The following is a 16,364-nucleotide window of genomic DNA, read 5'->3' on the forward strand; positions in this document are numbered from 1 at the left end:
GCCCCGTTCTCTTTCTATGTCAGTCGTCGCCCTTCAAGCTCACAGAGCCGCGCCCCGGCTCCCAGGGCCGCGCGGGGATGGCAGCGAACTTCACGCGCGAGAAGTGCCTGGCCAGGCGATTGAATGGCAGGTCGGAGCCGTAGCCGTCCGTCACGTTGCCATCGCCCGTGGTGTGGCCCAGCATTCGCTGCAGGTACTTCGACGGGACGCCAGCCGCTTCGAGCATGTCTTTCATGCAGTGGCGGAACGAGTAAAGCACCTTGCGCTTGTCGATGATGCCGAGAGCGCGCTTGTAGCGACCGAAGAACTTCGAGAACGACCCGGACAGCTTGCCGTGGAAGTCCTTCTTCAACGTCGGGAAGAGCACGGTAGCCTTGCGAGCGCGCAGCCATTCGACGTAGCGCAGCAGGCCGAGGTCGATGAGTTCCTGGGCAATCGGCACGCGCCGGATGGACACCGCGTTCTTGAGGGTACGGCGGTGGGACTCGGGCACCTCGTCGTCGTCGAACAAGTCGAGGTCGTCGTCGCAGGGGCGGTCGATGATGTTCAGGTACCAGCCCAGCTTCGGGTCATTCACGAGGTCGCTCAGCGCCAGGCCCGCCAGTTCTTCGGGCCGGGCGCCGGTGTAGTACATCAGCACCGGAATCCAGTAGCTGGCCTCGCCGGACTGCCCTCTGGAGCGCTTATGCTGCGTGAAGACCTCGGAGCCGAAAATCGTCTGCAGGTCGGTTGCGTCGAAGGGCAACCGGCGCTTCTTGCGCTTCTTGGCGCCGCTCTCCTTGACGCCGAGCGTGCCGGTCGCGGGGTTCACGCGCAGGACGTGCTTGCCGACCGCAATCTTGTAGATGCCCCGGATTTTGGTCAGGCGCTCGTTGAGCGTGGGCACCCCGAGGCGGGGCCGCATGTCCTCCACGAAAGCGGTCATCAGCTCAGGCGTCACGTCACCCGGCATATCGACGCCCTGGGTCGCGGCGAAGCGCCGAAGGTCGCGCCAAGCTGTCTGCGAGGCGATGGTCGTCGGCTTCGGGGCGGTTCTCGACGTAATCGCGCCACTTCTCAAACACCTTGTCCCAGGTGGGCAGGTCCGGGTCCACCGCCACGCGCTCCGGTGCGATGACCTGCAGCGGATGCACCGCCGGTGGCGCGACCTTGTCCGTATCGACGATGTCGCCGCGTTGCCGAGTGAGTTGGTGGTCGAGCGTTTCGACGACAGTGCGCAGGAAGGCGTAGCTGGCGCGCTTGGCCTCATCCTCGTCGGGATTGAAGTCGAGCCCGCAGAGGAATAGGAAGCCGTGCAGCGCCGGGAAGATGTTCAGGCTCTTGCCCTGCGCCAGCATGCGCCCGAGTTCGGCGCGCTGTGTGGTGAGCTGTTCGCCGAGTTCGTCGAACTCTGCATCGTCAAGGCCAGCCTCACGTCGGCTGTCGTCGTTCTGCAGCACCTGACGCACCCAGAACTTGGCGACCGCCTGCAGTTGCTCGTCGTCGAGCCTGGAGATGCGCTTCGCGGCCAGCGAGGCCCGGCTCAGCTCCAGTTCCTGGCGCTTCTGCTGGAACTCGGCGTCGATGCGCGTGTTCTCGGCCCGTGCCAGTTCCTTGAACGCGCGACGGTCCGACGTGCCCAGGCTACGGGTGATGTGCTCTTGATGAGCGGGATATGCCGCGCGGATGGCGGCAGGGATGCGGCGACGCACGTACAGGTTGCCGTGCTTGCCGCGTGCATAAACGTTTTCGGAAACTACTCTCAAGGTCTGCTCCACAAAGGGTTGTGTGACAGACCGTGTAGCAACCGGCTGTTTAGCCTAAAGCGACAAGGCCTTGATTCCTAAGGAAATCAAGGCCTTGCGCGTACAACTAGAGTTCTTTGGGGTGGCTGATGGGGCTCGAACCCACGACAACAGGAATCACAATCCTGGACTCTACCAACTGAGCTACAGCCACCGTAGCCTCGAATTATATCCAGATTTCAGCGCCCATCTGGAAATCGCTGCATTTTTTACTGCGATTCCTGCGCAGGGCGAGGCGCCTTGATCTGGACCTTGAAGCGCTTCTTGAGCGTTTCGTAGTAGGCGAGGGCCTCGGCATTGCCCCAGGTCTGCAGATATTGCTGGTGCTGCTGGCTCTCGGTCGCAGCGTCCACAGCATCGCGCGGCAGCACCCGGTTGACCTTCAGTACTGCATACCCTTGCGCGCCCAGGTCCACGCCGGACCAAGCTGGCAGCGCGTCCACCGGGGCGTGCAGGGCGGCTTCGAGCACCTGGCGGGGTTGGTTGCGCGGCTGGTCACGCGACACCACGGCAGGCGCTGACAGAGCCGCGACCGGACCCGAAGCCGATTTCCACTCTGCCAGCTTGGCCTCGCCTTCCTTGCGCGCCAGTTCGGCAGCCTTGTCCGCCACGTACATCTGGCGCACCTGGGCCTGCACGGCTTCATAGGGCAGGGTTTGGGCAGGCGCGTACTTCACCACCCGGCCGGCAGCCATCGTGTTGGCAGCGATTTCGACGGCTTCCGTGTTGCGCTTGCTTTCGAGCGATTCGGGCTGGAACAACGCCTCCAGGAAACGCGCATTCGCCAGAGGACCCGCGGCTCCAGGCGCCGCCGTACGGGCCACGCCTTCAGCCGTCTGCACCTTCAGCTTGAGCTTGTCGGCAACGGGTTGCAGGCTGTCCGGCTGCTCATACACGCCGTTGGCAAACGCCTCGGCCACCTCGGCGAACTTGCGCAGGGCCTGCTGCTGCTTGAGCTCGTTCTCCAGAGAGGCACGCACCATGTCGAAGGAGGGCTGCGGCGGGCGCTTGATTTCCGTCACCGTGATGATGTGGTAGCCGAAATTGGTTTCCACCACATCGCTGATGTCGCCCTTCTTCAAGGCGAAGACCGCGTCTTCGAATGGCTTGACCATCGCGCCGCGACCGATGAAGCCCAGATCGCCGCCGGCGGCGCTGGAACCAGGGTCCTGCGAGTTCTTGCGCGCCACGTCGGCAAAGCTGCCCGGCGCCTTGCGTACCTGCTCCAGCAGTTCCGTAGCGCGCGCCTTGGCCTTTTCGCGGTCGGCGCTGGAAGCCCCTTGGGGCGCATTGATCAGGATATGGCTCGCACGGCGTTCCTCGGCACCCGACAGGCGCTCGAGGTTTTCCTTGTAGTACGTGCGCAGGTCATCCTCGCTCAGCGTGATACCCGCCTGGACGGCAGCCAGGTCGAGCACGACGTATTCCACGCTCGCCTGTTCGGCACGCTGGAACTTGGCAGACTGGGCTTGGTAGTAGGCCTGCAGGTCCGAATCCGACGCAGCCACCTTAGCGGCATAGTCGGCGGGGTTGAAACTCGCTACCTGGATTTCGCGGCGCTGGTAAAGCGCATCCACGGCGAGCTTGGATTGCGCCGTGCCGGCGATGGCCGATTCCATCACGCTGCCCATCACCTGGTTGGTGGCGATCTCCCGCCGAATGGCGGCCTCGAAGCCTTCCGGCGTCAGCCCCTGTGCGCCGACCAGCGCCCGGTAGGCATCGCCATCGAGCGTGCCGTCGGGGCGCTTGAGGTTGGCGATGGCGGGCATAGCCTGCAGTTCGCGAGCCAGGCGTGCATCGCTGGTCAGCAGGTGCATATCGCTCGCAGCGGCCTGCAGCACCCGGTCGCGCACCATGCGCTCCAGCGTTGCATAGCGTGCTTCGGGCGAGTCCAGCAGGCGGCCATCGATGGAGGGTGACTGCGCGCGGATGCGGTCCACTTCAGCACGATGCGCGTTGTCCCAGTCGGCCTGCGTGATGTCGTGGCCGTCAACGCGGGCCACCGCAGCGCTTTTCTCGGAGAAGTAGTTGTGGTCGATACCGACGAGGACGAACGACGGAATGATCAGCAAGAACAGCAACACCATCGCGATCTTGGAGTGCTTGCGGATGGACTCGAACATGGTCAGGCTTTCAAAAACTGCAATTCACAGCGGCAAAAGAAAAGGCGAACTCTCGTTCGCCTTTGCTCGGGTGGTGGTGGGTGCTGACGGGGTCGAACCGCCGACCTACGCCTTGTAAGGGCGCCGCTCTACCAACTGAGCTAAGCACCCCACCTTAACTAAACATCAATTCAGGGCATCTTTCAACGCCTTGCCCGGACGGAACTTCGGAACTTTAGCAGCCTTGATTTTAATCGTAGCGCCAGTACGGGGATTACGGCCGGTGCGGGCAGCGCGCTTGCCCACGGCGAAAGTACCGAAACCGACCAGAGACACCGTACCACCCTTCTTCAGGGTCTTCTTCACCGCATCGATCGTGGACTCCAATGCGCGCGCAGCGGCTGCCTTGGAAATATCGGCGTTGTTAGCAATGTGCTCAATCAGTTCGGTTTTATTCACAAGAAGCCTCTCGGGAAAAGAGTGGATGGAATTGTCTTTTGCAAATCTGATCCTCATGCCCTGAATGGCGGCGCGGCCGGATCAGTGGATGAAGAGGCGTTGGAACAACGGCAGATCATGCTGCGTCAGATTAAAGCCATCGGCTTTCCGGGTGTCAATACGACACTTGGTCTGCGGCAGTCCAGCGGCGGATTCTAGTCGCATTTGCACCGCAGTCCGGGCGCAAAAGCCGGTTTTCAAGCCCGAAAGGCGCGTCTAGGCACATTCAGGGATTGACATGCTGCTCATGCAAGCGCACCGCTATTTGGTCACGCGTGCGCGGATCTCCGGGAGTGCCTTCTGCAGGTAATACACCATGGACCACACGGTGAGCACCGCGGCAATCCAGATCAGCCAAGTGCCCCACACGCCGGTGTCGATCACGCCCAACAGGCGTCCGTCGTAGAGCAGAAAGGGGATCGCCACCATCTGCACCGTGGTCTTCACCTTGCCCAGCATGTGAACGGCCACGCTCTTGCTGGCGCCGATCTGCGCCATCCACTCGCGCAGGGCCGAGATGGCGATTTCGCGTCCGATGATGATGAGGGCCACGAACACATCGGCCCGTTGCAGATGCACCAGTACCAGCAACGAGGCGCAGACGAGGAACTTGTCGGCCACCGGGTCCAGGAACGCGCCGAAGGAAGAGGTCTGGTTGAGCTTGCGGGCCAGATAGCCGTCGAGCCAGTCGGTCGCGGCGAAAACGACGAACATCACCGTGGCGATGAGGTTGCGGGTGGCCGGGTCCAAGGGCGAATAGAACACCCCCACGATCAAAGGTATCGCGACGATGCGCGTCCAGGTCATGATGGTGGGGATGGTGAAGAACATGGTGCGATTGTGTCATGCGCCAGCCCGCCCGGGTGGCTGGTGTCGCAGCCTTGTCCGGCTGCGTCAGCGCAGCGCGCGGTAGATCTCCTCCGCCAGGTCGCGCGAGATGCCATCGACCGTGACCAGGTCCTCCACACTGGCCGCAGCCACGCCGCGCACGCCGCCGAAGCGCTGCAGCAGGCGCGCCCGCTTCTTGGGTCCGACGCCGGGAATGTCCTCCAACTGGCTGCCACCCACACGCACCTTCGCGCGCGCTGCACGCATGCCCGTGATGGCGAAGCGGTGGGCCTCGTCACGGATTTGGGCCACCAGCATCAGTGCGGCCGAATCGCGGCCCAGGTAGACCTTCGGGCGCCCGTCGGCAAACACCAGTTCCTCCAGCCCGACCTTGCGGCCTTCGCCCTTCTCCACGCCGACGATGCGGGAGAGGTCCAGGCCCAGCTCCGTGAAGACCTCGCGCGCCATGCTCACCTGGCCCTTGCCGCCATCCACCAGTACGAGATCAGGCAGGCGCGCCTGGCCGGCACCAGGCTCCGCTCCACCCGCCTCGCGCAGCGCCTCGGCCACCTTGCTGTAGCGGCGCGTCAGCACCTGGCGCATGGCGGCATAGTCGTCACCGCCGGTGATGCCTTCGATCTTGAAGCGGCGGTACTCGCTGCTCTGCAACTTGTGGTGATGAAAGACCACGCACGACGCCTGCGTGGACTCGCCCGCCGTGTGCGAGATGTCGAAGCACTCGATGGTGAGCGCTTCCAGGTCCTCCAGTTCCAAGTCGAGCGCCTCGGCCAGCGCGCGCGTGCGCGCCTGCTGGGAACCCTCTTCGGCCAGCAGCCGCGCCAGCTGGATATCGGCATTCTTCTGCGCCATGTCCAGCCACGCGCGGCGCTGCTCCCGCGGCTGGTGCACCGCACTCACCCGGACGCCGCCCTGCAGGGACAGCGCATCGACAAGCGCGCGCTCGATGGGCTCGCTGGTGATCAGCGTGGGCGGAACCTGGATGCCGATGTAGTGCTGCGCGATGAACGCTTCCAGCACCTGGATCTCCACCGGCCGCGGGACTGCCGCGGCGCCCCCATCCTCTGCCGTGTCCTCTGCCAGGAACACGGCAGCTGCATCCTCGACATGCACGGGGAAGTAGGCGCGGTCGCCCAGGTGGCGGCCGCCGCGCACCATGGCCAGGTTCACGCAGGCGCGCCCGCCCTGCACCCGCACGGCCAGGATGTCCACATCCTTGTCCAACAGGGTTTCGATGGCCTGCTGGTGCAGAACGCGCGAGAGCGCGGTGATCTGGTTGCGCACATCTGCTGCCTGCTCGAATTCCAGCCGCGTGGAATGCTCCAGCATGCGGCCTTCCAGCGCGCGCAGCAGCTCCTGCGTTTCGCCGCGCAGCATGGCCTCCGCATGGGCCACGTCCGCCGCATACGATTGCGGCGAGATCAGATCCACGCATGGCCCGCTGCAGCGCTTGATCTGGTACAGCAGGCAGGGCCGCGTGCGGTTCGCGAACACGGTGTCTTCGCAGGTGCGCAGGCGGAACACCTTCTGCAGCAACTGGATGGTTTCCTTGACCGCCCAGGCGCCCGGGTAGGGACCGAAATAGCGGTGGCGCTTGTCCACTGCGCCCCGGTAGTAAGCCATGCGCGGAAAGCGCTGGCCAGGCGCCTCGCCCTCCCCATCCTTCGCGGCCACACCGGTGATCTTGAGGTACGGGTAGCTCTTGTCGTCGCGGAACAGGATGTTGTACTTGGGGTTCAGCGACTTGATGAGGTTGTTTTCCAGCAGCAGCGCCTCGGCCTCGGAGCGCACCACCGTGGTCTCCAGCCGCGCGATCCGCCCCACCATGTGGCCGATGCGCGTGCCGCCATGGGTCTTGGTGAAATAGCTGGAGACGCGCTTCTTCAGGTTGCGGGCCTTGCCCACATAGAGCAAGCCATCCTGCGCGTCGAAATAGCGGTAGACGCCCGGCAGGGGCGGCAGCGCGGCCACCTGCGCGAGCAGTTCGGGAGAATGCACATCGGACATGGCGCTATTGTGGCCAGTGTCCGGCCCGGGTTGGCGCAGCCGGGTCATTCACCCGTCGCACTCCGCAGGCAGCGGGGCAGGAGCCCCTCCCCCGCCGACCCCGGTGCTTCACTCCGCTTCGATGCGCGAAGCCTTCACCACCTGTGCCCAGTTGGCCAGATCGGCCTTCACGCGCTCGCCCAACTGCTGCGGGCCCAGGTAATCCGCCGTGGCGCCCTGCTCCTGCGCCTTCTGCTGGAAGGCCGGGTTCTGCACGACAGTGCGCACGTCCGCCACCAACTTGTCGACGACGGGCTTGGGGGTCTGGGCCGGGGCGAACAAAGCGAACCAGGAGGTCGCATTCACCTGCGGGTAGCCGGCCTCTGCCGTGGTGGGCACATTGGGCAGACTGGGCAGGCGCTCCTTGCCGGTCACGGCCAGCACGCGCAGTTTGCCCGCTTGGATGTGGGGCATGAAGGGCGGTGCCGTGCCGAACGTCAGATCCACCTGGCCGCCCAGCAGATCCTGCAACGCGGGGCCGGTGCCCTTGTACGGCACGTGCACCATCTTGATGCCGCCCTGCTGCTCCAGCATGGCGCCCGTCACGTGCTGCAGCGAGCCATTGCCCGACGAGGCGTAGTTGAGCTTGCCGGGATTTGCCTTGGCGTAGCTGACCAGCTCGCCCAGCGTCTTCACAGGCAGCCCATCCCGCACGACGATGATCTGCGGCGCCGAGATGACGTTGGCCACAGGCTGGAAGTCGCTCTGCTCCCAAGCCTTCTGCTTGGTGAGCAGCGGCGAAATCACGTGGTAGCCCGAGTACTGCATGAGCAGCGTGTACCCATCCGGTTCCGCACGCTTCGCAGCGGCCGCGGCGATGTTGCCGTTGCCGCCGCCCTTGTTGTCCACCACCACCGATTGCCCCAGCACGGGGCCCAGCGCCTGGGCCAGCATGCGGGCCGAGAGGTCGGTCGTGCCGCCGGCCGCCGTGGGCACTACCAGGGTCACTGGCTTGGCGGGATAGCTGGCCTGGGCATGGGCCAGCCAAGGCGTGCAGGCAGCCAGCAAGGCCACAGCCCACTGTCGTCGCGTCGAAATCGTTGTCATGCATGTCTCCGTTGTTGTGATGAGGGAAAGCGCAAAGCCCAGTCAGGGCGAGTGGGAGGCGGGACAGGCCGACAGCCCGTCAGTCGACCGTGGCGCCGGTGTCCTTGACCACCCGGGCCCACTTGGGCAAATCGGTCTGTACCAGCGTCTTGAGCTGCGCAGACGTGCCGCCGAACGGCTCGCAGCCGACGCTCGCCAGCTTGTCGACCACGTCCTTTTGCTCAAGTGCCCGCGCCACCTCGGCCTGCAGCCGTGCGACGACGGGCGCAGGGGTGCCCGCCGGGGCGAACATCGCGTACCACGGCGCCTCGCCAAAACCTTGGAGCGTTTCGCCGATGGTGGGCACGTCCGGCAGCACGGCCACACGCCGAGGGTTCACCACACCCAGCACCTTGAGCTTGCCGGCCTTGATGAAGGCGATCGACGAGGGCAGGCTCTGCACCGACAGCGGCACCTGCCCGCCCACCACGTCCGTGGCCGCGGCGGCAGAGCCCTTGTAGGGAATGTGCAGAAGGCGGATGCCCGCCGCCTTCTGCAGCATCTCGCCGATGAGGTGGTTGAGCGTGCCGTTGCCTGCGGAAGCGATGGTGTAGTGCCCCGGCTGCGCCTTGGCCAGCGCCACGAGCTCGGCGACGCTGCGGGCAGGGAAGGACGGATGGGCCACCAGCACATAGCCGGCCGTGGCGATGGGCGCCACAGGCTCGAAGTCCTTGAGCGGATCGAAGCCGGGATTCTTGTACAGCGCAGGGCCGACCACGTGGGCACTGTCGGAAGTCACCAGCAGCGTGTAGCCGTCGTTTCTGGCGCGCGCCGTGGCGGCGGTGGCCAGCATGCCGCCGGCGCCGGGGCGGTTGTCCACCACCACGCTCTGGCCCATCTGCTCCGTCAGGCGCTGCGCCAGCACACGGGCGATGGCATCGTTGGCACCGCCAGCCGCCTGCGGCACCACCAGCGTGATGGGCTTGGTGGGGTAAGCATCCTGCGGGCCGGCGCCCCAAGCGCTGGCGCACAGGCCTGCAGCGACGGCGACGACGGCTTGGCGCCGGTTGAATGGCAAGGGGTGCATGGTCGTTGTCTCCTGGTTGTAATAGGGCTGGATAAGGGACCGCGGCGGTGGGCCGGTTAGCGTGCCATCGCCCGCGCACGGATGGCCTCGAAGTCCGCAGGCACCGGGTGCAGCGCCCAGCGCGGCCCCGCCTTGGCGATCTGGCTGGGTATGTCGTGGCCGATGAGCGCGGGCAGCCGCCCGGCTGCCGCCACCAGCGCGGACAGATCGACGCCGGTGTCGTAGCCCATGCACTGCAGCGCGTGCACGATCTCTTCGCTGCAGACGTTGCCCGAAGCGCCCGGTGCATACGGGCAGCCGCCCAGGCCGCCCAGCGAAGCGTCGAACCGGTCCGCCCCCGCGTCGATGGAGGCCAGCACGTTCGCCAGTCCCATGCCGCGGGTATTGTGGAAATGCAATGTGGTCTGCAATGCCGACCAGCGCAGGCGCACCGCCGACACGATGCCGGCCACCTGCGCCGGATGCGCCATGCCCGTCGTATCGCACAGCGTGACGCCGCCCACGCCCAGTTGCGCAAATCGCTGCACGTAATCGAAGACCTCCGCCTCGGCCACGTCGCCCTCCATCGGGCAGCCGAACACGCACGACAGCGATACGTTCACGGCCACCTGCGCGGACTGCGCCAGCGCGATGACCTGCGCTAGTGCCGCGAAGGATTGTTCGCGTGTCATGCGCAGGTTGGCGAGGTTGTGGGTCTCGCTGACGGACATCACCAGGTTCAGTTCGTCCGTTCGGGCCTCAATGGCACGCTCGGCGCCGCGCAGGTTGGGTACCAGCGCCGTGTAGACCACGCCCGGCCGCCGCTCGATCTCGCGCATCACGATCTCGGCATCCTTCAACGCGGGGATCGCCGTGGGCGAGGTGAAAGACGTGACCTCGATCTTCGCCAGCCCGGTGGCGGACAGCGCGTTCACCAGCGCGATCTTGTCGTCCGTCGGCACGAATGCCGACTCCATCTGCAGCCCGTCGCGCGTGCCCACCTCCTGCATGTGGATGCGGCGTCCTCCCCCCTTCCAAACCGATGCGACCTGGCTCATTGCACCACCCCCTTTTCACGCAGCACGGCGATCTGCGCTGCGCTGAGGCCGGCCTCGCGCAGCACGGCGTCGGTGTCGTCGCCCAGGTGCGGTGCACTGGAGCGGATGGTGCCCGGCGTGGCCGACAGCTTGGGCACGATGCCCGGCACCTGCACGTCGTAGCCGTCGCGCGTGGTCTGCGTGAGCAGCATGTCGCGTGCGGCGTAATGCGGATCCTGTGCGATGTCCTGGGCCGTGTAGACCTTGCCGGCCGGAACGCGCGCGCCGCCCAGCACCTGCATCACTTCGGCCACCGAACGGGAGGCCGTCCAGGCGCCGATGGCGGCATCGATCTCGCCCACGCGCGCCACGCGGCCGGCGTTGCTGGCCAGGTCGGGGGCATCGGCCAGATCCTGCCGGCCGATGGCGGCCATCAGGCGCTTGAAGATGCTGTCGCCGTTGCCGGCCACCAGCACCCAGCCGTCTTGGCAGGGGTAGGCGTTGGAGGGTGCGATGCCGGGCAGCGCGCTGCCGGCCGCCTCACGCACGGCGCCGAACGCGCTGTATTCGGGGATCAGGCTTTCCATCACGTTGAAGACCGCCTCGTGCAGCGCCACGTCGATGACCTGGCCCTGCCCTCCATTCACCTTGCGGTGGTAGAGCGCCGTCAGCACGCCGATGGCGCCATGCAGCGCCGCCAGCGTGTCGCCGATGGACACCCCCACACGCACCGGCACGCGGCCAGGCTCCGCCGTCAGGTGGCGCAGCCCGCCCATGGCCTCGCCGATCACACCGAAGCCGGGCAGGTCTCGGTACGGTCCCGTCTGGCCGTAGCCCGAAATGCGCAGGATGACCAGCCCCGGGTTGAGTGCGTGCAGCTCTTCGGGCGACATGCCCCAGCCTTCCAGCGTGCCGGGGCGGAAATTCTCGATCAGGACGTCGGCCTCTGCGATGAGCTGGCGGGCGATGTCCTGCGCCTCGCTCTGGCGCAGATCGAGCGCCACCGAACGCTTGTTGCGCGACTGCACCTGCCACCATACCGAGGTGCCGTTCTTGATCATGCGCCAGTTGCGCAGCGGGTCGCCCGCGCCCGTGGCCTCGATCTTGATGACCTCGGCGCCGAACTCGCCCAACGTCTTGCCGCAGAAGGGGCCGGCGATCAGCTGGCCCATCTCGATCACACGCACGCCTGCGAGGGCGGCCGGGGTAGCGACTTGCATTCCATCCATCCTGCTTGTCTCCTTGCAGCCGCATGATGCCCCCGGCCACGGCCAGCACAAAACGCTGAAAGGCGAAGCCGCCATCGCAAACCGGCATAGCCGATCGCCGGCCGGTACCATCGGCCCCATGAAACTCGACCCCGTGTCCCTGCGCCTGTTCGTGGCAGTGATGGAAGAAAACGCCATCGCCCGCGCCGCCGCGCGCGAGCACATCGCCGCCTCGGCCGCCAGCCGCCGGCTCGCCGAGCTGGAGGATGCGCTGGGCGTGGCTCTCTTCGCGCGCAGCAACCGCGGCAGCGAGCCCACGGCCGCGGCGTACGCCCTGCTGAACATGGCGCGCGGCGTGCTGCACGACCTGGACGGCATCGCCGTGCAGATGCGCGACTACCAGGCCGGCGTGCGCGGCCATGTGCGCCTGGTGGCCAATGTCTCGGCCATCACGCAGTTCCTGCCGGACGATCTGCAGCGCTTCATGGCATCGCACACGCAGGTGCAGGTACAGCTGCAGGAGCAGATCAGCACCGCGGTGGCCCGTTCGGTGGCCGAGAATGCGGCCGACCTGGGCATCCTCAACGAAGGCAACTACGGCGACCGTGTGGCCCTGGAGCCCTACCGCACGGACGAACTCGTGCTGGTGGTGCCCGCCGGCCATGCCCTGGCGCGACGGCGCCAGCTGCGCCTGGCCGATGCGCTGGTGCACGACTTCGTGGGCATGCACCCGGGCAGCGCCATCAACAACCAGCTCACGCGCGCCGCAGCCGCGCTGGAGATGCCGCTCAAGCTGCGCATCCAGGTCACCGGCTACGACGCGCTGTGCCTGATGGTGGCGGCCGGCCTGGGCGTGGGCGTGATGCCGCGCGGCAGCGCCCGCCTGTACGGCAGCGCGCTGGCCGTCCGCACCATCACCCTGGACGAACCCTGGGCCCGGCGCCAGCTGATGCTGTGCCGGCGTTCGCACGAATCCCTCTCGCCCGCCGCGCGCCTGCTGGCGGACCACCTGCGCGCTACCACGGCGCCGATGCCATGACGACGTCCCGCCTCCCCCCGAGCCCCCTCACCTGGGATGTGTTCTGCCAGGTCATCGACAACTTCGGCGACATCGGCGTGTGCTGGCGCCTCAGCGCCGACCTGGCGGCCCGGGGCCACGCGGTGCGGCTGTGGACGGACGATGCCAGCGCGCTGGCCTGGATGGCGCCGCAGGGCGCGGCCGGCGTGCAGGTGCTGCCCTGGCCGCGGCAGCCGCCCCCCAGCGGTCCGGGCGACGTGGTCGTGGAGGCCTTCGGCTGCGAGATCCCGCCGGCCTTCCAGGCCGCCATCGGCGCCGCAACGCGTGCGGCGGCGAACGGTGCAAGCCGGGCGCCGCTGTGGATCAACCTCGAATACCTGTCCGCAGAACCTTACGTGGAGCGCAGCCACCGGCTGGCCTCGCCGATCTTCAGCGGCCCGGCGGCCGGCTGCACCCGCTGGTTCTACTACCCCGGCTTCACGGCGGGCACGGGCGGCCTGCTGCGCGAGCCGGCGCTGGCGCAGCGGCAGGCGGGCTTTGACCGCGCCGCCTGGCGGGCGCGGCATGCCATCGCGCCGGGCGACTGCGCCATCTCGCTGTTCTGCTATGAGCCCCCGGCCCTGCCCGCCCTGCTCGACCAGTGGCACAGCGGCCCGGCCACGCGTTTGCTGGTCACGCCCGGCCGCGCTGCGGCGGCAGTCCGGGCCTGGCAGGCGGGCCACAACGACGAAACGCCGCAGCGCCCGCAGCGGCCCGGCCATCCGCTATCCATAACCTACCTCGAACCCTGCCCGCAGCCCGCCTTCGACGAGATGCTGTGGGCCTGCGACCTCAACTGCGTGCGCGGGGAAGACTCGCTGGTGCGGGCCCTGTGGGCCGGCCAGCCGTTCGTGTGGCACATCTACCCCCAGGAAGACAACGCGCACCACGCCAAGCTGCAGGCGTTTCTCGACTGGCTGCAGGCCCCGGCCTCGCTGCGCGCGATGCATGCGGCATGGAATGGCCTGGAGCCCGGCGCGACGCTGCCCCTCGTGGACGCATCCACGCTGCAGACGTGGCGCGCGTGCGTGCTGGCCGCGCGCCAGCGGCTGCTGGCACAGGAGGATTTGTTGACTCAGCTGCTGGGGTTCGTGGCCGAAAAAAGCTAAAATCCGTGGTTTTGCGCCATCACCAGGCCGCACTTCTTGAATGCAATGAGTGCCCAGCCGGCGCACCCCGCCGCGGAACATGCGCTGGCGCGGGGCCTGCCGCCACGGCAGCGCCTTCCGCGAACCGGCACGTAGAGCGGCTCCAACCCAAGCAATCTGCTATGAAAATCGCTCAAGAAATCCGCGCCGGCAACGTCATCATGCACGGCAAGGACCCGATGGTCGTCCTGAAGACCGAGTACGCCCGCGGCGGCCGCGGTGCAGCCACCGTGCGCATGAAGCTCAAGAGCCTGATCGGCAACTTCGGCACCGAAAACGTGTTCAAGGCCGACGACAAGATCGACAACGTGATCCTGGACAAGAAGGAGTGCACCTACTCCTACTTCGCCGATCCGATGTACGTCTGCATGGACACCGAATACAACCAGTACGAAGTCGAAGCCGAGAACATGGGCGACGCGCTGAACTACCTGGAAGACGGCATGGCCGTCGAAGTGGTGTTCTACGACGGCAAGGCCATCTCGGTCGAACTGCCCACCGCCGTCGAGCGTGAAATCACCTGGACGGAACCCGCCGTCAAGGGCGACACGTCCGGCAAGGTGCTCAAGCCCGCCAAGATCGCCACCGGCTTCGAAGTGGCCGTTCCGCTGTTCGTGGCCCAGGGCGACAAGATCGAAATCGACACGCGCACGGGCGAGTACCGCAAGCGCGTCTAAGCGCACGGCGCTCCGCGGGGCGACGCGCAGCCGCCGTCCCGCCCATGAAAAAGGCTTCTCATCGAGAAGCCTTTTTTTTATGCCTGCCGGTCTGGTACGTGGCGCCTGCACGACGCCGGCCGTCCAAAGCCATATAAAAAATATAGCAGCTGGCGCTTGACCTGCCTCGATTTCAAAGCGACTTCAGATCGAATCGCTTTACAGCCAAGCGCAAGCAGCTCACTATTTCATAGCGAAAGACTTCGCCACTCCAAGCGATCGCGCAGGTCAGATCGGCCGCGCCACCAGATCGTGGCCCTGCACGCCGACGATGCGCGCGCGGGTGAACTCGCCCACCTTCAGCGTCTTGCTGATCTTCTCGGGCGGCAGCAGGTGCACCACGCCGTCGATCTCCGGCGCATCGCCGTAGCTGCGGCCCGTGCCGCCCTTGCGGCCCAGCGCCGGCGCATGGTCCACCAGCACCTGCATGGTCGCGCCCACCCAGCTGTGCAGCCGCGCGATCGACACCTCTTCGGCCACGGCCATGAAGCGCGCGCGGCGCTCCTCGCGCACTTCCATGGGCAGCATGCCGGGCAGCTCGTTGGCGGCGGCGCCGTTCACATCGCTGTAGGCAAAGCAGCCGGCGCGGTCGATCTGCGCCTCGCGCACGAAGTCCAGCAGGTGCTGGAACTCTTCCTCCGTCTCGCCGGGAAAGCCGGCGATGAAGGTGCTGCGGATCACCAGCTCGGGGCAGATCTCGCGCCAGCGCTGGATGCGCTCCAGGTTGCGCTCGCCGCTGGCGGGGCGCTTCATGCGCTTGAGCACGTCCGGATGGCTGTGCTGGAACGGCACGTCCAGGTAAGGCAGCACCTTGCCCGTCGCCATGAACGGAATGATCTCGTCCACGCTCGGGTACGGGTATACGTAATGCAGGCGCACCCAGGCGCCGTAGGGCTCGGCGATCTCGCCCAGCGTCTGCACCAGCTCCAGCAGCCGCGTCTTGACGGGCTTGCCGTCCCAGAAACCCGTGCGGTACTTCACGTCCACGCCGTAGGCCGACGTGTCCTGGCTGATCACCAGCAGCTCCTTCACGCCGCCCTCGAACAAGGCCTTGGCCTCGCTCAGCACGTCGCCGATGGGGCGCGACACCAGGTCGCCGCGCATCGACGGGATGATGCAGAACGTGCAGCGGTGGTTGCAGCCTTCGCTGATCTTCAGATAGGCATAGTGCTTGGGCGTGAGCTTGACGCCCGCCACGCCGAAGCTGCCGGGCACCAGGTCGATGAAGGGATCGTGCGGCTTGGGCAGGTTCAGGTGGATAGCATCCATCACCTCCTGCGTCGCGTGCGGGCCCGTCACGGCCAGCACGCTGGGGTGCATCTCGCGCACCATGTTGCCACCGCTCTCGGACGCGCGCGCGCCCAGGCAGCCCGTCACGATGACCTTGCCGTTCTCGGCCAGGGCCTCGCCGATCGTGTCCAGGCTCTCGCGCACGGCGTCATCGATGAAGCCGCAGGTGTTCACGATGACCAGGTCAGCGCCCTGGAAGGTCTTGGAAGTCTCGTAGCCCTCCGCGCTGAGCTGCGTGAGGATCAGCTCCGAATCGGTCAGGGCCTTGGGGCACCCAAGACTTACCATACCAATGCTGGGCGCGCGCTTCTTCGGTGCCGCCAGGGCGGCGTCTTCGGTGATCGCATTCATCGTGTTGTACCTGTGGAAATTGGAGAGGGCCTGCGCCCTGCTGCGGGCGATTCTGAGCGCCCTGCTGCCTGCCCGCCGCGCCATTCATTCGTTCACTCGAGCGGCAACGGTACCGCCGGCGGGTTCTGTTCAAGGGCCGTTACTGCTGCCGCGCAGCGAAAGGCCCGGCATCGAAGGAGAGCGGGCAGC

At 66.5% G+C, this 16,364-nt stretch carries 14 protein-coding genes and 2 tRNA genes; 3 read left to right on the top strand and 13 right to left on the bottom strand.

Annotation, left to right across the window (positions count from 1 at the left end; genetic code table 11):
• Window positions 1–19 precede the first annotated feature (19 nt).
• The 12 genes from QE399_RS18730 to QE399_RS18785 all read right to left on the bottom strand — a co-directional run bounded on the left by QE399_RS18730 (window position 20) and on the right by QE399_RS18785 (window position 11,625).
• Window positions 20–925 (bottom strand): site-specific integrase, encoded by a 906-nt coding sequence (locus QE399_RS18730; protein WP_309831145.1) that lies wholly within the window; start codon window positions 923–925, stop codon window positions 20–22.
• A 16-nt stretch (window positions 926–941) separates the two neighbouring features.
• Entirely contained in the window at window positions 942–1,757 is an 816-nt protein-coding gene (locus tag QE399_RS18735; protein WP_309831148.1) for a DUF6538 domain-containing protein, read from the bottom strand.
• Between the two features lie 105 nt (window positions 1,758–1,862).
• A tRNA-His gene (locus QE399_RS18740) sits at window positions 1,863–1,938 on the bottom strand.
• A 55-nt stretch (window positions 1,939–1,993) separates the two neighbouring features.
• Window positions 1,994–3,907 carry a SurA N-terminal domain-containing protein gene (locus tag QE399_RS18745; protein ID WP_309831150.1) on the bottom strand — a complete coding sequence of 638 codons (1,914 nt, stop codon included), beginning with the start codon at window positions 3,905–3,907 and terminating at the stop codon, window positions 1,994–1,996.
• A 74-nt stretch (window positions 3,908–3,981) separates the two neighbouring features.
• Window positions 3,982–4,057 (bottom strand) — tRNA-Val (locus QE399_RS18750).
• 15 nt (window positions 4,058–4,072) lie between these two features.
• Window positions 4,073–4,345: an HU family DNA-binding protein gene (locus QE399_RS18755; RefSeq protein ID WP_309831152.1), complete on the bottom strand. Its 273-nt coding sequence runs from the start codon at window positions 4,343–4,345 to the stop codon at window positions 4,073–4,075.
• Between the two features lie 300 nt (window positions 4,346–4,645).
• Entirely contained in the window at window positions 4,646–5,215 is a 570-nt protein-coding gene (gene pgsA / locus QE399_RS18760; protein ID WP_309831154.1) for a CDP-diacylglycerol--glycerol-3-phosphate 3-phosphatidyltransferase, read from the bottom strand.
• 63 nt (window positions 5,216–5,278) lie between these two features.
• The gene (uvrC, locus tag QE399_RS18765; RefSeq protein ID WP_309831156.1) at window positions 5,279–7,237 is read right to left on the bottom strand and encodes an excinuclease ABC subunit UvrC; all 1,959 of its coding nucleotides are present in this window, start codon (window positions 7,235–7,237) and stop codon (window positions 5,279–5,281) included.
• A 108-nt stretch (window positions 7,238–7,345) separates the two neighbouring features.
• Complete coding sequence (locus tag QE399_RS18770; RefSeq protein ID WP_309831158.1) at window positions 7,346–8,323, bottom strand: Bug family tripartite tricarboxylate transporter substrate binding protein; 978 nt, start codon at window positions 8,321–8,323, stop codon at window positions 7,346–7,348.
• Window positions 8,324–8,402: 79 nt separating this feature from the next.
• Window positions 8,403–9,389 (bottom strand): Bug family tripartite tricarboxylate transporter substrate binding protein, encoded by a 987-nt coding sequence (locus tag QE399_RS18775; RefSeq protein WP_309831160.1) that lies wholly within the window; start codon window positions 9,387–9,389, stop codon window positions 8,403–8,405.
• Between the two features lie 56 nt (window positions 9,390–9,445).
• Window positions 9,446–10,426: a hydroxymethylglutaryl-CoA lyase gene (locus tag QE399_RS18780; RefSeq protein ID WP_309831162.1), complete on the bottom strand. Its 981-nt coding sequence runs from the start codon at window positions 10,424–10,426 to the stop codon at window positions 9,446–9,448.
• The gene (locus QE399_RS18785) at window positions 10,423–11,625 is read right to left on the bottom strand and encodes a CaiB/BaiF CoA transferase family protein (protein WP_309831164.1); all 1,203 of its coding nucleotides are present in this window, start codon (window positions 11,623–11,625) and stop codon (window positions 10,423–10,425) included. Before QE399_RS18785 ends, QE399_RS18780 begins: the two co-directional genes overlap by 4 nt.
• 127 nt (window positions 11,626–11,752) lie before the next feature.
• Here QE399_RS18785 and QE399_RS18790 point away from each other — a divergent pair, with 127 nt between their 5' ends.
• The 3 genes from QE399_RS18790 (at window position 11,753) to efp (ending at window position 14,495) form a co-directional block, all read left to right on the top strand.
• Window positions 11,753–12,652, top strand: a complete 900-nt coding sequence (locus QE399_RS18790) for a LysR family transcriptional regulator (protein WP_309831166.1) — start codon at window positions 11,753–11,755, stop codon at window positions 12,650–12,652.
• The gene (gene earP / locus QE399_RS18795) at window positions 12,649–13,779 is read left to right on the top strand and encodes an elongation factor P maturation arginine rhamnosyltransferase EarP (protein ID WP_309831168.1); all 1,131 of its coding nucleotides are present in this window, start codon (window positions 12,649–12,651) and stop codon (window positions 13,777–13,779) included. The genes QE399_RS18790 and earP overlap by 4 nt, the downstream gene beginning before the upstream one ends.
• 161 nt (window positions 13,780–13,940) lie before the next feature.
• Window positions 13,941–14,495, top strand: a complete 555-nt coding sequence (gene efp, locus QE399_RS18800; protein WP_309831170.1) for an elongation factor P — start codon at window positions 13,941–13,943, stop codon at window positions 14,493–14,495.
• 267 nt (window positions 14,496–14,762) lie between these two features.
• On the opposite strand, the gene rimO is transcribed toward efp, so the two are convergent.
• A complete protein-coding gene (gene rimO, locus QE399_RS18805) occupies window positions 14,763–16,175 on the bottom strand; it encodes a 30S ribosomal protein S12 methylthiotransferase RimO (protein ID WP_309831172.1) in 1,413 nt (470 codons plus the stop codon).
• Window positions 16,176–16,364 lie beyond the last annotated feature (189 nt).

This window comes from Paracidovorax wautersii (genome assembly GCF_031453675.1).
Lineage (GTDB): Bacteria > Pseudomonadota > Gammaproteobacteria > Burkholderiales > Burkholderiaceae_C > Paracidovorax.

Bases quoted from the DNA above. Each gene is read 5' to 3' on its own strand.
- efp (WP_309831170.1), top strand. From the start codon at position 13,941: ATGAAAATCGCTCAAGAAATCCGCGCCGGCAACGTCATCATGCACGGC.
- uvrC (WP_309831156.1), bottom strand. From the start codon at position 7,237: ATGTCCGATGTGCATTCTCCCGAACTGCTCGCGCAGGTGGCCGCGCTG.
- QE399_RS18730 (WP_309831145.1), bottom strand. From the start codon at position 925: ATGACCGCTTTCGTGGAGGACATGCGGCCCCGCCTCGGGGTGCCCACG.
- QE399_RS18780 (WP_309831162.1), bottom strand. From the start codon at position 10,426: ATGAGCCAGGTCGCATCGGTTTGGAAGGGGGGAGGACGCCGCATCCAC.
- earP (WP_309831168.1), top strand. From the start codon at position 12,649: ATGACGACGTCCCGCCTCCCCCCGAGCCCCCTCACCTGGGATGTGTTC.
- QE399_RS18775 (WP_309831160.1), bottom strand. From the start codon at position 9,389: ATGCACCCCTTGCCATTCAACCGGCGCCAAGCCGTCGTCGCCGTCGCT.
- rimO (WP_309831172.1), bottom strand. From the start codon at position 16,175: ATGAATGCGATCACCGAAGACGCCGCCCTGGCGGCACCGAAGAAGCGC.
- pgsA (WP_309831154.1), bottom strand. From the start codon at position 5,215: ATGTTCTTCACCATCCCCACCATCATGACCTGGACGCGCATCGTCGCG.
- QE399_RS18770 (WP_309831158.1), bottom strand. From the start codon at position 8,323: ATGACAACGATTTCGACGCGACGACAGTGGGCTGTGGCCTTGCTGGCT.
- QE399_RS18745 (WP_309831150.1), bottom strand. From the start codon at position 3,907: ATGTTCGAGTCCATCCGCAAGCACTCCAAGATCGCGATGGTGTTGCTG.
- QE399_RS18785 (WP_309831164.1), bottom strand. From the start codon at position 11,625: ATGCAAGTCGCTACCCCGGCCGCCCTCGCAGGCGTGCGTGTGATCGAG.
- QE399_RS18790 (WP_309831166.1), top strand. From the start codon at position 11,753: ATGAAACTCGACCCCGTGTCCCTGCGCCTGTTCGTGGCAGTGATGGAA.